The sequence below is a fragment of the Streptomyces sp. NPDC031049 genome (genome assembly GCF_055571015.1).
In genome coordinates, this window is the sequence record NZ_JBVIGC010000024.1 from 31,427 (window position 1) to 46,236 (window position 14,810).

At 75.6% G+C, this 14,810-nt stretch carries 11 protein-coding genes; 8 read left to right on the forward strand and 3 right to left on the reverse strand.

Translation table 11 applies throughout. The annotated features are described in order from the left end of the window. The first annotated feature begins 137 nt into the window (after positions 1 to 137). From ACZ45Q_RS30775 to rsgA, 3 genes are read left to right on the forward strand one after another with little or no spacing between them, the layout of a single operon-like run. A complete protein-coding gene (locus ACZ45Q_RS30775) occupies positions 138 to 1,976 on the forward strand; it encodes a S9 family peptidase (protein WP_468267346.1) in 1,839 nt (612 codons plus the stop codon). Further along, positions 1,973 to 2,308 (forward strand): hypothetical protein, encoded by a 336-nt coding sequence (locus ACZ45Q_RS30780; RefSeq protein ID WP_468267348.1) that lies wholly within the window; start codon positions 1,973 to 1,975, stop codon positions 2,306 to 2,308. Before ACZ45Q_RS30775 ends, ACZ45Q_RS30780 begins: the two co-directional genes overlap by 4 nt. Next, the gene (gene rsgA, locus ACZ45Q_RS30785; RefSeq protein WP_468267350.1) at positions 2,305 to 3,381 is read left to right on the forward strand and encodes a ribosome small subunit-dependent GTPase A; all 1,077 of its coding nucleotides are present in this window, start codon (positions 2,305 to 2,307) and stop codon (positions 3,379 to 3,381) included. The genes ACZ45Q_RS30780 and rsgA overlap by 4 nt, the downstream gene beginning before the upstream one ends. Before the next feature lie 67 nt (positions 3,382 to 3,448). On the opposite strand, the gene ACZ45Q_RS30790 is transcribed toward rsgA, so the two are convergent. Then, positions 3,449 to 4,240, reverse strand: a complete 792-nt coding sequence (locus ACZ45Q_RS30790; RefSeq protein WP_468267352.1) for an SDR family NAD(P)-dependent oxidoreductase — start codon at positions 4,238 to 4,240, stop codon at positions 3,449 to 3,451. Positions 4,241 to 4,421: 181 nt separating this feature from the next. On the opposite strand from ACZ45Q_RS30790, the gene ACZ45Q_RS30795 reads away from it, so the two are divergent. Together ACZ45Q_RS30795 and ACZ45Q_RS30800 are read left to right on the forward strand one after the other, a co-directional pair. Next, positions 4,422 to 5,489 carry a glucose-1-phosphate thymidylyltransferase gene (locus ACZ45Q_RS30795; RefSeq protein WP_468267354.1) on the forward strand — a complete coding sequence of 356 codons (1,068 nt, stop codon included), beginning with the start codon at positions 4,422 to 4,424 and terminating at the stop codon, positions 5,487 to 5,489. 20 nt (positions 5,490 to 5,509) lie between these two features. Further along, positions 5,510 to 6,169 carry a dTDP-4-dehydrorhamnose 3,5-epimerase family protein gene (locus tag ACZ45Q_RS30800; protein ID WP_468267356.1) on the forward strand — a complete coding sequence of 220 codons (660 nt, stop codon included), beginning with the start codon at positions 5,510 to 5,512 and terminating at the stop codon, positions 6,167 to 6,169. Positions 6,170 to 6,244: 75 nt separating this feature from the next. Here the strand turns inward: ACZ45Q_RS30800 and ACZ45Q_RS30805 are convergent, their stop codons facing one another. Then, positions 6,245 to 7,648, reverse strand: coding sequence for an NDP-hexose 2,3-dehydratase family protein (locus tag ACZ45Q_RS30805; RefSeq protein WP_468267358.1), 1,404 nt, complete (start codon positions 7,646 to 7,648; stop codon positions 6,245 to 6,247). A gap of 225 nt (positions 7,649 to 7,873) precedes the next feature. Here ACZ45Q_RS30805 and ACZ45Q_RS30810 point away from each other — a divergent pair, with 225 nt between their 5' ends. Continuing rightward, a complete protein-coding gene (locus ACZ45Q_RS30810; protein ID WP_468267360.1) occupies positions 7,874 to 8,980 on the forward strand; it encodes a Gfo/Idh/MocA family protein in 1,107 nt (368 codons plus the stop codon). Here the strand turns inward: ACZ45Q_RS30810 and rfbB are convergent. Next, positions 8,872 to 9,861 (reverse strand): dTDP-glucose 4,6-dehydratase, encoded by a 990-nt coding sequence (gene rfbB, locus ACZ45Q_RS30815; protein WP_468267362.1) that lies wholly within the window; start codon positions 9,859 to 9,861, stop codon positions 8,872 to 8,874. The two genes, ACZ45Q_RS30810 and rfbB, sit on opposite strands and share 109 nt — an antisense overlap. A 359-nt stretch (positions 9,862 to 10,220) precedes the next feature. Here rfbB and ACZ45Q_RS30820 point away from each other — a divergent pair, with 359 nt between their 5' ends. Both ACZ45Q_RS30820 and ACZ45Q_RS30825 read left to right on the forward strand, forming a co-directional pair. After that, the gene (locus ACZ45Q_RS30820; protein ID WP_468267365.1) at positions 10,221 to 13,277 is read left to right on the forward strand and encodes a DEAD/DEAH box helicase; all 3,057 of its coding nucleotides are present in this window, start codon (positions 10,221 to 10,223) and stop codon (positions 13,275 to 13,277) included. Beyond that, positions 13,274 to 14,629: an SWIM zinc finger family protein gene (locus ACZ45Q_RS30825; RefSeq protein ID WP_468267367.1), complete on the forward strand. Its 1,356-nt coding sequence runs from the start codon at positions 13,274 to 13,276 to the stop codon at positions 14,627 to 14,629. The genes ACZ45Q_RS30820 and ACZ45Q_RS30825 overlap by 4 nt, the downstream gene beginning before the upstream one ends. The last annotated feature ends 181 nt before the right edge of the window (positions 14,630 to 14,810 follow it).

Here is a 14,810-nt window from a genome sequence, read left to right on the forward strand (position 1 = left end):
GAGTTCGTCGAGGAGAATCACGGAGAAGGGCAGGGGGAGTTCCGGGAGCGGTGTCTCGAAAGACCGTGCGACTCCGCTCCAGCGATACTCCGTCGAGGCTCTTGCCGGACTCGATCCTCTTTCCACACACTGGCGTGGTGACTTTGTACAGCGCGGTACTCGAAGCGGAGTCGAGCCCGGCGGACCGCTGCGCGGTGCCCTCGGTCGGGCTCCCCGTCTGGGGCCGCGAGCGACCGGCGCTGTGCGCGGTGCGCGGCAATGCGAGCGGCACCGCGCAGTTCTATGTGTGGGACCTCCCCACCGGCGCCTTCCGCCAGCTCACCGACGCGCCCCACGGTGTGGAACTCGGCCTGGTCGACCCCCGCGGCCGGCGGCTGTGGTGGTACCGGGACGACGACGGGGCCGAGCGCGGCCACTGGGTCCGCTCCCCGCTGCGCGGCGGCCCCGCCGTCCCCGCGCTGCCCGGCATGCCGGGCGGCACCCCCGAAGGACTCGCCCTCGGCCGGTCCGGGCTCGCCGTGGCCGGCGTCGGCGAACCCGCCGGCGGATACGGCCTGTACGCGATGCGGCCCGGCGCCACCGCGGCCGAACCGCTGCGGCTGAGCAGCCGCCCGCTGTACGTCGGCGGCATCAGCGACGACGAGACGCTCGTGCTGTACGTGCACGCCGAGCGCGGCGACCCGCAGCGGCCCGCCCTGCGGGTGACCACCCTCGACGGCACGACCGTCGCCGACCTCGGCGACTGGCCCACGAGCGGCATCGAGGTCGCGCCCTTCGGCAGCCCCTTCCGGCCCGGCGGCCACGAGATCCTCGCCACTCACGAACGCCACGGTGTCCGCGCGCCGCTGCTGTGGGACCCGCGCACCGGCGAGGTCCGGGAGATCGCCACCGGCCTGACGGGCGAGGTGCGCGCACAGTTCTACCCGGACGGCCGCGCGCTGCTGCTCCACCACCGCCACCAGGGCCGCAGCCGGCTGCTGCGGCACACCCTCGCCGACGGCCGCACCACCCTCCTGCCCACCCCGCCCGGCACCGTCCACGAGGTCGCCGCCCGCCCCGACGGCGGCCACTGGTACACGTTCTCCGCCGCGGCCACCCCGCCCGTCCTGTACGACGACAGCGGCGCCGAACTCCTGTCCGTACCCCGCGCGGTGCGCCCCGCCCCGCCGGTGCGCGCCCTGTACGCCGACGGCCCCGGCGGGGCGGTGCCCGCCTACGTCAGCGCCCCCACCGGACAGGGCGAGCGGCGGCCCGACGGCACCGCCCACCCCGCGGTGTTCCTGCTGCACGGCGGCCCGCACGCCGCCGACGGCGACGCCTACCTGCCCGAGGCCGCCGCCTGGAACGACGCCGGCTACACCGTCGTACGCGTCAACTACCGCGGCTCCGGCGACCACGGCCGTGCCTGGCGGCTCGCCCACCGCGCCGCCGTCGGCCACACCGAACTCGCCGACGTCGCCGCCGTCCGCGCCCGCCTCGTCGCCGACGGACTGGTCGACCCGGGGCGCTGCGTCCTGGCCGGTGGCTCCTGGGGCGGCTACCTCGTCCTGCTCGGCCTCGGCACCCAGCCGGCGCTGTGGGCCTGCGGAGTCGCCGAGAACCCGGTCGGCGACTACGCCGCCGCCTACGAGGAGGAGTTCGAGGGGCTGCGCTGGGTCGACCGCGCCATGTTCGGCGGCAGCCCCGCCGAAGTCCCCGGCAAGTACGCCGCCGCGTCCCCGCTCACCTACGCGGACGCGGTGCGCGCACCGCTGCTGGTCCTGGCCGCCGAACACGACCCGCGCTGCCCGCCCCGGCAGGTGGAGAACTACGTCGCCGCGCTGCGCCGCCGGGGCGCCGACGTCGAGGTCCACTACCGCGCGATGGGGCACCGCAGCGCGCACACCGGTCGCGGCGCCGAGTCGATCACCACGCAGATCACCTTCGTCCGCAGCCGGGTCGGCACCCGGCCGCCCGACAGGAAAGCGGGAGCATGAGCGAGAACACGCAGAGCGCGGAGAGTGCCCGGGGCGCCCAGGGCGCACAGGGCGCGCCGAGTCCTCAGGGCGCCCCGCGCCGCCGGTTCACGGTGCAGCGGGGAGGCTGCGGCTGCGAGGGCAGGCCCGCGCCGGGCACGGACCCCGCCCGGCGCACCCCGGCCACCGGCCGGGAGGCCGAGGCGAAGGCCGGGGCCGGGTCCGGGGCCGACGCGAAGGCCCAGGCCCGGTCCGAGCCGGCCGCCGAGGCCGACGCCGTCCCCGCCGCCGTCACCGTCCCCGCCGCCGGGGCCGTCCCCGTCGCCACCGCCGAGCAGGAGAACGCCCGTTGACCCTCACCGACTTCACCGACCTCGAACCGCTGGGCTGGCGGCCGGAGCTGGCCGAGGCCTGGGCCGACGGCGGCTACGAGGACGCCTTCCCCGGCGCCCGGCCGGGCCGCGTCGGCCAGGTCGACCGCGGCGCCTGCACCGTGCTCCTCGCCGACGGCACCGTACGCGCCACCCCGGCGCCGCGCGTGTTCCGGCCCGAGACGGACCGCCGCGGCGGCCCCGGACTCGCCACCGGCGACTGGGTCGCCGTCGTGGACGACCGGGTCGAGGACATCCTGCCCCGCCACTCCGCGTTCGTCCGCGGCACGGCCGGCGCCCGGACCGAGGCGCAGATCGTCGCCGCCAACGTCGACACCGTCTTCGTCGTCGTCGCGCTCACCGGGGACCAGCGGCTGCGCCGCGTCGAGCGCTATCTCGCCGTGGCCTGGCAGAGCGGTGCCCAGCCCGTCGTCGTGCTCAGCAAGGCCGACCTGCACCCCGACCCCGAGGCCGCCGCCGACGAGGTGCGCGGCATCGCCCCCGGCACGCCGGTGCACACCATCTCCTCGCACACCGGCGACGGCCTCGGCGACCTCGCCCCCTACGCCGGTCCCGGCCGCACCGTCGCCCTGGTCGGCCTCTCCGGCGTCGGCAAGTCCACCCTGGTCAACCGGCTCAGCGGCGACGAAAAGCTGTCCACGCAGGAGGTGCGCGGCGACTTCAAGGGCCGCCACACCACCACCCACCGGGAACTGGTCCGGCTGCCCGACGGCGGGCTGCTCATCGACACCCCCGGAATGCGCGGGCTCGCCGTGTGGGACGCCGACGAGGGCATCGACCGCGCCTTCAGCGACATCGAGGAACTCACCGGCGAGTGCCGCTTCCGGGACTGCACGCACGGCGCCGAGCCGGGCTGCGCGGTGCGCGCCGCCGTCGGCGACGGCGCCCTGGACGAGGGCCGCCTCGGCAACTGGCACAAGCTCCGCCGCGAGCAGCGCATGCTCGAACTCCGCCAGGACGCGCAGGCCCGGGCGCAGGACAAGCAGCGCGTCCGCGCCAGGGCCCGGGCCCTGAAGAAGCGCCCCCACCGCTGACGGTCCCGCCCGCGGACACACGAGGCTCCCCCCGGCCCCTGGGCACCGGGGGGAGCCTCGCACGGTCTCAGTAGTTGCCGAGGCCGCCGCACACGTTCAGCGCCTGCGCGGTCACGGCCTGCGCGTCGTCGCCGACCAGGTACTCGACCATCGCCGCGACCTCACGGACGGTCACGTAGCGGCCCATCGGCACCCGGGTGGTGATCCGGTCGAAGGCCTCCTGCTCCGTGACCCCCCACGCGGCGGCGTACCCCTCGCGCACCCGCTGCGCCATCGGCGTCTCCACGAAGCCCGGGCAGACGGCGTTGACGGTGATGCCGGTCTTCGCCAGCTCCAGGCCGAGCGCCTTGGAGAAGCCCACCACGCCGTGCTTGGACGCCGAGTACGGCGCGGCGAGCACCACGCCCTGCTTGCCGCCCGTGGAGGCGATGTTGATGATCCGCCCGTACCCGGCCTCGCGCATGCCGCCCGCCGTGAGCACCTCCTTGGTCACACGGAAGACACTGGTCAGGTTGGTCTCGATGACGTCCGTCCACAGCTCGTCGTCCAGCTCGGCGGTGACGCCGCCGCCGTTGCGGCCGGCGTTGTTCACCAGGATCCGCACCGGGCCGTGCTCGTCGACCACCGTGCGCACCAGCTCCCGGATCTGCTCGGGGTCGCGGACGTCGCACACCGAGCCGGTGACCGGCAGGCCCTCGTCGGCCAGCTCCTTCACCGTGCCGTTCACGGTCTCCTCCTGGCGCCCGCACAGGTGCACCGGCGTCCCCGCGCCGGCCAGCCGCCGCACGATCTCCAGACCGATGCCGCTGGTGCCGCCCGTCACGAGCGCGATCCGCTGGTTGCCGTCCCTCTCGGTCATGCCCTCTCCTCACATCGTGACCACGCGCACGCGGCGGGGAGTCTCCTGGCCCGCCGAGAGGTGACTGTGCCACCCCGGCCGCCGCCGGGGGCCGCACGTGGAGCGGACCTGTACGGCACGTCCGCCCCGGCGCGATCGGGTCCCCAGCCGGATTTGAGCGCGGCTGCCTACCGTTCGGACCATGAAGGCACTGGTCCTGTCCGGAGGTGCCGGCACCCGCCTGCGCCCCTTCACCCACACCTCGCCCAAGCAGCTGGTGCCGGTGGCGAACAAACCCGTCCTCTACTACGTCCTGGAAGCCATCGCCGAAGCCAAGATCACCGAGGTCGGCGTGGTGGTGGGGGACACCGCCGACGAGATCCGCGCCGCCGTCGGCGACGGCTCCCGCTTCGGCCTCGACGTGACCTACCTGCCGCAGCACGCGCCCCTCGGGCTCTCCCACGCGGTGCTCATCGCCCGGGACTTCCTCGGCGACGACGACTTCGTGATGTACCTCGGCGACAACTTCCTGGTCGGCGGCATCGCCCCGCTGGTGGAGGAGTTCACCGCCGAGCGGCCCGACGCGCAGATCCTGCTCACCCGGGTGTCGGACCCGACCGCCTTCGGGGTCGCCGAACTCGACACCGCCGGACGCGTGGTGGGGCTGGAGGAGAAGCCGGCCAAGCCCAAGAGCGACCTCGCGCTCGTCGGCGTCTACCTGTTCACGGCCGCCGTGCACGAGGCCGTACGGGCCATCCGCCCCTCCGCCCGCGGCGAGCTGGAGATCACCGACGCCATCCAGTGGCTCATCGACACCCGGCACGACGTCCGCTCGACCACCGTCAGCGGCTACTGGAAGGACACCGGGAACGTCGCCGACATGCTGGAGGCCAACCGCTCGGTGCTGGACGGCATCGGGGCGGGCGTCGAGGGCACCGTCGACGCCGGCAGCGAACTCGTCGGCCGGGTCCGCATCGAGGCCGGCGCGGAGGTGCGCGGCTCACGCATCGTCGGCCCCGCCGTGATCGGCGCCGGCAGCGTGATCAGCGGCTCCTACGTGGGGCCGTACACCTCCATCGCGGAGAACTGCCGGATCGAGGACAGCGAGATCGAGTTCTCCATCGTGCTCCAGGACTCCCGGCTCGACGGCGTGCGCCGCGTGCAGGCCTCCCTCATCGGCCGCAACGTCACGGTGACCCCCGCGCCGCACACCCCCAGGGCCCACCGGCTGATCCTCGGCGACCACAGCAAGGTGCAGATCTTCTCCTGACCGACCCCCGGAGGTTCCCGATGAAGAAGCCGACGTCCCTGCCGGGCACGCCGATCCCGCGGACGTTCTCCACGCCCACCGCGACGGTACGGGAGCTGGCGGTCGCCGGCGCCTACGTGTTCACCCCGCGGGTCCACCGCGACCGGCGCGGCGTGTTCGTCTCCCCGCTCCAGGAGGAGGCGTTCACGGCGGCCGTGGGCCACGGCCCGACGGTGGTGCAGACGAACCACACCCGCTCCGCCCGGGGCGTGCTGCGCGGGGTGCACTTCACCACCACCCCGCCCGGCCAGGCCAAGTTCGTGCACTGTGCGCACGGCCGGGCCCGGGACGTGGTGGTGGACCTCAGGCTCGGCTCGCCCACGTTCGGCCGGTGGGACACCGTGGAGCTGGACACGGAGTCGTTCCGCTCGGTGTACCTGCCCGACGGGGTGGGGCACGCCTTCCTCGCCCTGGAGGACGACACCGTGATGTCGTACCTGGTGTCGACGCCGTACCGGGCCGAGCTGGAGCAGGCGCTGCATCCGCTCGACCCCGTGCTGGGGCTGCCGTGGCCGTCCGGCGCCGACTTCACCCTCTCGGACCGGGACGCCGCCGCCCCCACGCTCGCGGAGGCGCGGACGGCCGGGCTCCTGCCGCGCTACGAGGACTGCGCCGGCCTCGCCGCGGCGGTCCACGCCTGATCCGGCCGGCCGGCCCCGGCGACCCGCCCGGACCGGCCGGCCCCCGCCGGGCGGTTCCCGTCGGGCGGCCCCGGCTCAGACGGCCGACGCCGAGAGCGGGGTGCGCGCGGCGGCCGGGCGGGACGGCAGGAAGCCCAGCAGGGTCAGCAGGCTGCGGGCCTCCACGTTCAGCTGGCTGCCGTGCCGGACGAAGTCGATGAGCTGACGCAGCGTCATCCACGTGTAGTCCGGCGGGACGTCCAGCGGGAAGTCCTCGCCCACCTCGACGATCATGTAGCGGCTGCTGGCGTGGTGGAAGCGCCCGCCCTCCTCGGACTGCAACGCGTCGTAGCGGATCCGCTCCGGGGCCGCGCCCAGCACCTCGTCCAGGAACGGCGGCCGGGGGCCGGGCAGCGGCGCGCCGAGCACACCCGCGGTGTAGTCGGCGGGCTGGCACTGCACGGTGGGCGCCATCTCGATCCGGTCCAGCGCCCCGGTCTCGATGCGGGCCTGCACCAGCAGGTGCAGCACACCCTCCACCCGGCGGGCCAGGAACGCGATCACCCCCCGGCTGCTGGGCGCGAACATCGGCTGCGACCAGCCGGTGACCTCCCGGTTGGACGCCTCCACCCGCACGCCGAGCACGGTGAAGTGCCGCCCGTCGTCATGGGCGATCACCCCGTCGCGCAGCGACCAGCGCTCGGTGGCGGCCAGCGGGATCAGCCGCCGCTCCAGGGTGCAGCGGTCCTTGGCCTCGGTGAACCAGCTCAGCAGCGCGGCCGTGTCGTTCAACGCCCGGCCGCCGGGCCGCCAGGACGCGGCGAGCGCCGCCGCGAAGGGGTCACCGTCCGGTGCGGGCGGGCGGCGCAGCCCCGCCGCACCGGACAGCACGGTCCGGGTGTCCATGTTCACCAGGTCGTCGCTCTGGAGCAGCTCCGCGATCTGGTCGAAGGTCAGCCAGCAGAAGTCCTCGTGGACGGGCACCTCCTCGTCGGTCTGCACGATCATGTTGCGGTTGCGCTTGGCGAGGAACCAGGACGCCTGTTCCGACTGGAGGGCGTCGAACAGCACCCGCCCGCCGCGCGGCGCGACGAAGTGCTCCAGATACGGCACCGGCCGCCCGCCGTGCACCCGCATGTAGTTGCTCTTGGTGGCCTGCACGGTCGGCGAGAGCTGCACCAGGTTGACGTTGCCCGGCTCCATCTTGGCCTGGAGCAGGCAGTGCGGGACGCCGTCGAACTCCTTGACCAGGATGCCGAGGACCCCGTGCTCGGGCTGCACGATGATGGGCTGCTGCCAGCCGTCCACCCCCCGGCCCGACCCGCGGACGTCGAGGCCCCGCACGGAGAAGAACCGCCCGCTGCGGTGCACCAGATCACCCGTCCCCTCCTCCAGCGACCAGCCGTCCAGCCGGTCGAGGGGGGTCCTGGTGACCTTGTACGCGTGTGCCTGGCACCGCTGGGCGAACCACCGGTGGAACTCCGTCGTGTCGGAGAACATGGCTCCAACTCCTGCCGGTCGGGGCGTGAGCGAGGGGGGAAACGGCGCGCCGGCCCGGGGGCACGGTCACGCACCCGGCAATCTCGCCGAGCCCTCTCGATCCCTCCTCGACTGGGGGTCGATCCTCCCCGACCAGGCTCAAAGCCCCGCGCAAGAGACTGGAGGCGCCATGCGTGTGCGACACACCGCGGTACGGGCCGTGGGCCCCGCGTCCGGGAGGCACCGGTGACCGCCGGGCGACCGCTCAGGTTCGGGGTGCTCGGCTGCGCCGGCATCGCCCGCCGGCGGGTGCTGCCCGCCCTGGCCGCCGCCGACGGCGTCGAACTCACCGCCGTCGCCTCCCGGTCGGCCGCCCGGGCCGCCGACACCGCCGCCCGCCACGGCGCCCGCCCCGTCACCGGCTACGCCGCGCTGCTGCGCGACCCGGCCGTGGACGCCGTGTACGTCCCGCTGCCCGCCGCGCTGCACGCCGAGTGGGTGGCCGCCGCCCTCGCCGCCGGCAAGCACGTACTGGCCGAGAAGCCGCTGACCTGCGACCCGGCCCAGACCCGCGCCCTGCTCGCCGGGGCCCGCCGCCGGGGCCTGGTGCTCCGCGAGAACGTGATGTTCGTCCACCACGGGCAGCACGCCGTCGTCCGCAGACTGATCGCCGAGGGCGAGATCGGCGAACCGCGCACCCTGCACGCCCAGTTCACCGTCCCGGCACCGGCCGGCGACGACATCCGCTACGACCCGGCGCTCGGCGGCGGCGCCCTGGCCGACATCGGCCTGTACCCGGTGCGGGCCGCCGTCCACCTGCTGGGCACCGGCCTGTCCGTGGCCGGCGCGGTGCTGTCCACGGGCGCGGGACACCGCGTGGAGACCGCGGGCGCCGCGCTGCTGCGCCGCGCCGACGGCGTCACCGCACAGCTCGCCTTCGGCATGGACCACGCCTACCGTTCGCGCTACGAGGTGTGGGGCAGCCGGGGCCGGATCACCGTCGACCGGGCCTTCACCCCGCCCGCCGACCACCGCCCCACGCTCGTCGTCGAGGGGGAGCGGGGCAGCCGTACGCTGCGGCTGCCCGCCGAGGACCAGGTGACGGCCGTGCTGAAAGCCTTCGCCGCGGCGGTGCGCTCGGGGGAGACCACCGCCGGTGACGAGGCCGAAGTACTCGCGCAGGCCGATCTGCTGCATGCGATCCGCGCGGCGGCGGACGGCCCGGCCCCCTCGCGCGGCACCGCTCAGGCCGCGGCCGGCAACACGGCCGACGGCTCCCACCAGCGGCGGTTGTCCCGGTACCAGGCCACGGTCTCGGCCAGCCCCGCCGCGAAGTCCTTGCGCGGCCGGTAGCCCAGCTGCTCGGTGATCTTGCGGCAGTCGACCGAGTAGCGCCGGTCGTGGCCCTTGCGGTCGGCGACGTGGTCCACGCGCGACCAGTCGGCGCCGCAGGCCTCCAGCAGCAGGCCGGTCAGCTCCCGGTTGGTCAGCTCGGTGCCGCCGCCGATGTTGTAGACCTCGCCGGGCGTGCCCTGGGTGCGGACCAGCTCGATGCCGCGCACGTGGTCGTCGACGTGCAGCCAGTCGCGGACGTTGCCGCCGTCGCCGTACAGCGGCACCCGGCCCCCGTCCAGCAGCCGGGTGACGAACAGCGGGATGATCTTCTCCGGGAACTGGTAGGGCCCGTAGTTGTTCGAGCAGCGGGTCACCCGCACGTCCAGGCCGTGGGTGCGGTGGTGGGCGAGCGCGATCAGGTCACTGGCCGCCTTGGCCGCCGAGTACGGGGAGTTCGGCGCGAGCGGGTGGGTCTCGGGCCAGGAACCCGAGGCGATCGAGCCGTAGACCTCGTCGGTGGAGATGTGCACGAACGTCGTCGGCGCGTGCCGTACGGCCGCGTCCAGCAGCGTCTGGGTGCCGCCGACGTTGGTGCGCACGAAGTCCCCGGCCCGGTGGATGGAGCGGTCCACGTGCGACTCGGCGGCGAAGTGCACGATCTGGTCGTGCCGCGCCACCAGCCGGTCGACCAGCGCGGCGTCGCAGATGTCCCCGTGCACGAACGTGAACCGGGCGTCGGGGCGCACCGGGTCGAGGTTGGCGGGATTGCCCGCGTACGTCAGCTTGTCCAGGACCGTGACGGTCACGTCCGGATCGCCGTCGGGGCCGAGCAGGGTGCGCACGTAGTGGGAGCCGATGAAGCCGGCGCCGCCGGTCACCAGGATGCGGGTGGTCGTCATCTCATCTCCAGGCAGGGGCGTCGGGATGTCCCGGGGCGGGGGAGCCGGGTCCGGAGCCGGGTCGCCGCTCCGGCAGGCGTGCCGGAGACGGGGCGGGCTGCCGCGGTAGGCCGGGACGGGCGGGCTGCCGCGGTAGGCCGGGACGGGCGGGCTGCCGCGGCAGGCGAGATTGTGCTGAAAGCGGCTCGAGGAACGGTCGACGGCGCGGCGCCCGGCGCACGTCTTCGAGCCGTCCTCGAGCGGCAGTCCGGCGCCCCGTGCCCGGCATGGGGGATCATCGGCGGGGGTGTATCCGCATCCGCCGGTGCCGCCCGACGTGCGGCGGCGGGCCGGGACCAGGGGAGAGAGAGTCGGGACGCATGGAGTGGATGACGCCGGAGCAGGCGGCGCCGCTGGCGCGGTGCGCGGCCGTGTTCGAACCGGGTGACCCGGCCCGCACGGGTCGGATCGCCTTCTGGGACCCGTCCGGTGACCCACCGCCGCGGGTGCCGGGCGGCGAGCCCGGCGAGGCGGACCTGGTGGTCCCGGACGGCGACGGCGTGACGGTGCGGACCCTGCCCGTCCTGCGCCTGCCGCTGCCCCACGCCCTGCCCGTCCTGCTCCTGGCCCGCCGCACGTCCCCGACCGCTGCCGCTGCCACCGCCGGCACCGCAGCGACCGTTGCCGCCGGCGCGGTCATCGCCGACGCCGACGGTGACGGCGGGCGCGGCGGCCTGCGGGGCGCGGGCGACGGTGACGGCACGGGCGGCACCGGCGGCGCCGGCGGCACGCGTGGCGCCCTGCCCAGCACCGGTGACGGTGACGCCGGCCCGCACGGAGACGGCCGCGGCGGCCCGCCGCACCGCGCCGCCGCCTACTGGGGCGCCGTGCTCGCCCTCGGACTCCAGGTGATCGCCCGGGAGCGGCTGCTGCCCGGCGTCTCCCCGGGCGGCTACGACACCTGGCGGGCCGGGCCGTTCGACGCCGACGACATCGCCCGGATGCGAGACCTGGCCGACGTCGCGCCCGGCGAGGCGATCGCCGTGCCCGGCGCCGACCCCGCCGCGCTGGTGCGGGCCTTCCTCGACGCGGTCGCCGACACCCTGCCGCGCACCCCCGCCGCCGAACGCGCCACGGGGCGGGCGGCGTTCGCCGCGGCCGAACCCCAGCACGTGCCCCAACTGCGCGCCTGGGCCGAGGAGATCTCCGCCGGGCTGGACTCCGGCGTCCGGATGTCCCTGCGCGTCGAACTCGCCGCCGCCCAGGCCGGCGCGGAGCCCCAGGACGGCGCCGGCGCCGGGCAGGACGCCCCGCCCGTGCCGCGCCTGGTGCCCCGCGCCCACAGCCTGGCCGACCCCACCCTCGCCCTCGACGCCGACGAGCTGTTCGCCCGCGCCGACCACGCCCTCGGGCCGCGTGCCCAGGCCGACATGGTGCTCGCCGTGCGCCGCGCGTCCGGCGTCTGGGAGCCCCTCGACCGGCTGCTGCCCGTGCCCGGCGCCCTCGACCTCACCGACCAGGAGCTGCGCGAGCTGCTCGGCGGGGCGGCGGGCCGGCTGGCCGGGCACGGCATCGACGTCACCTGGCCCGAGGCGGCCGGCGGGGCGCTCACGGCCCGTGCCGTGGCCGGCGCCGACCGGGTGCCGCCCGCCGACCTGCGCTCCTTCTTCGGCGGCGACGGCACCGTCGACCTGCGCTGGCGCATCGAACTCGACGGCGAGCCGCTCACCGACGAGGAGGCGGCGGCCGTCGCCGAGGGCCGGGCCGTGGTCCGGCTGCGGGACCGCTGGGTCCTGGTCGGCGCCGACATCGCCCGCAAGGCCCGCGAACGCGAACTGCCGCCGCTCACCGCGATCGAGGCACTCGCCGTCGCCCTCACCGGCCACACCGAGATCGGCGGGGAACGGGTGCGGGTGGCGCCCAGCGAGTGGCTGCTCGCCCTGCGCCGCGCCCTCGCCGACCCCGACGGCGGCACCGAGCCGGTGGCGCAGCCCGCCGCGCTGACCGCCACCCTGCGCGACTACCAGCTGCGCGGCCTGCGCTGGATGGACCGCATGACCGCACTCGGCCTCGGCGGCTGCCTCGCCGACGACATGGGCCTGGGCAAGACGATCCAGCTGATCTCCCTGCACCTGCTGCGCCAGGAGCGGGCGGAGGACCGCGGACCCACCCTGGTGGTGTGCCCGGCCTCGCTGCTCGGCAACTGGGAACGCGAGGTGGGCCGTTTCGCGCCGGGCACCCCCGTCTACCGCTACCACGGCCCGGGCCGAACCCTCGACGGCGCCGACGAGGGCTTCGTGCTCACCACGTACGGCACCATGCGGCTGGACGCCGAACGGCTCGGCGCCCACCCCTGGGGCCTGGTCGTGGCCGACGAGGCCCAGCACGTGAAGAACCCGCACTCCTCCACCGCGAAGGCGCTGCGGCTGATCGGCGCCCGTGCCCGCATCGCGCTGACCGGCACCCCGGTGGAGAACAACCTCTCCGAGCTGTGGGCGGTCCTCGACTGGACCACGCCCGGACTGCTCGGCACCCACGGCCGGTTCCGCAAGCGCTGGATCGCGCCCATCGAGGCCGAACGGACCCTGGCCGCGGAGGGGGACGGGGAGCAGCACACCGCCCGGCTCCTCGCCGACCTCGTCCGGCCGTTCCTGCTGCGCCGCCGCAAGACCGACCCGGGCATCGCGCCCGAGCTGCCGCCCAAGACCGAGACGGACCGGCCGGTCGCGCTCACCGGCGAGCAGGAGTCCCTGTACCGCAAGCAGGTCGAGGCGGTGATGGCCGAGATCCGCGCCAGCGACGGCGGCATCGCCCGCAGCGGCCTGGTGCTGAAGCTGCTCACCGGCCTGAAGCAGATCTGCAACCACCCCGCGCAGTTCCTCAAGGAGGACGACGCCCCGCTCAGGGGCCGCTCCGGGAAACTGGACCTGCTCGACGAACTCCTCGGCACCATCACCGCCGAGGGCGGCGCGGCCCTGGTGTTCACCCAGTACGTCGCGATGGCCCGGCTCCTCGAACGCCACCTGCGCGAACGCGGCACCCCCGCCCTGCTGCTGCACGGCGGCACGCCGGTGGCCAAGCGGGAGGAGATGGTGCGGCGCTTCCAGGACGGCGAGTTCCCGGTCTTCCTGCTGTCGCTGAAGGCGGCCGGCACCGGCCTGAACCTCACCCGCGCCGACCACGTCGTCCACTACGACCGCTGGTGGAACCCGGCGGTGGAGGCCCAGGCCACCGACCGCGCCTACCGCATCGGCCAGACCAAGCCCGTGCAGGTGCACCGGATGATCGCCGAGGGCACCATCGAGGACCGTATCGCGGCGCTGCTGGAGGCGAAGAAGGAACTGGCCGACGCGGTCCTCGGCTCCGGCGAGCAGGCCCTGACCGAGCTGACCAACGACGAGCTGGCCAACCTGGTGGAACTGAGGAGCATGGCATGAGCGGGGCACAGGACAGCGGCGCGCGGGGCTTCCCCGCCTTCGCGGCGCGCCGGGGCGGCCGGGCCCGTGGCCAGTCCTTCTGGGCCAGGGCGTGGGTGGCGGCCGTGGAGGACGTCTGGCCGGAGGAGGAGCCGCTGAAGAAGGGACGGACCTTCGCCCGCAGCGGCCGGATCGGCCCGATCACGGTCAGCCCCGGGCGGGTCGCCGCGGAGGTGTACGGCGGTGAGGAGACGTACACCACGCAGCTGACGCTGACGGAGCTGGACGCCGACGAGTGGGACCTGCTCTGGGAGAAGACCGCCGACCGGCCCGCCGAGACCGAGGCGGTGCTCGCCGGGGAGCTGCCCGAGGACCTGCTGGAGGCCGTCGAGGACGCCCGGGTGCGGATGCTGCCCGGCTACGGCGACCTCGACGCGGACTGCGACTGCGACGCCCTCGACCACCCCTGCCCGCACGCCACCGCGCTGAGCTACCAGCTGTCCTGGCTGCTCGACGAGGACCCGTGGCTGCTGCCGCTGATCCGCGGCCGGAGCACCGGTGAGGCGGCGGAGGAACTGAAGTCGGTCCTGCTGCTGCGGGCGATGGCCGGCGACGACGAGGACGAGGACGAGTACGAGGAAGACGAGGGGGAGTACGACGAGGAGGCCGAGGCGGACGACGGCGGCGACGGTGCGGACGGGGCCCCCGACGCCCTGGACACCCCCGACGCCCACGCCCACCAGCGCGCCGCCTACGCCCGCCCCGCCGCCGCGCTGCCCGCCCTGCCGCCGCTGCCCGAGCCGCCCGCCGTGCCCGACGAGCCGCTCACCGGCATCGAGGCCGACCCGCTGGACCGGCTCGCCGCCGACGCCGCCCTGCGCGCCCGCGAACTCCTGGCCCATCTGCACGGGTTCGGCGCCGCGCCGCCCGCGCCGCTCGACGCGTGGCAGGACACCGTGCGCCTGGCGGCCACCCACCCCGACCCGCGCGTCGCGGACCGGCTGCGCGCCGGCTGCGAGCGGCCCGCGGAGCTGGACCGGGCCGCCGCGGCGTGGCGCACCGGCGGCCGGGCCGCGCTGGAGGTCCTGGAGCGGTCCTGGACCCCGTCCGAGCAGCAGACCGCGCAGGCCCGCACGGCGCTGGCCGCGGGCTGGGAGGACGAGGAGCTGCCCCCCGTCGCCGTCGACGGCAACCACTGGACGCTGACCGGCCGCGGCCTCCAGCTGCGCCTGGGCCGCGACGGCCGCTGGTACCCCTACCGGGAGCGGGACGCCGCCTGGTGGCCCGCCGGCACCCCCACCACCGACCCCGCCGAGGCCCTCGCCGACCTCACCACCACCGACCCCGCCGACGACGAGCCGAACCCCGCCTGACACCCCGGGCCACCGCCCGATCCCGACCCGGCCCCCGCGCCCGGTTCCGGCCCCCGCGCCCGGTTCCGGCCCCCGCGCCCGGTTCCGGCCCCCGCGCCCGGTTCCGGCCCGCGGGGCCGGGCTCCCGTACCGGCCCCCTCGGCCCGCACCGCGCCCGGCCTTTGGTCCGCACCGCGCCCGG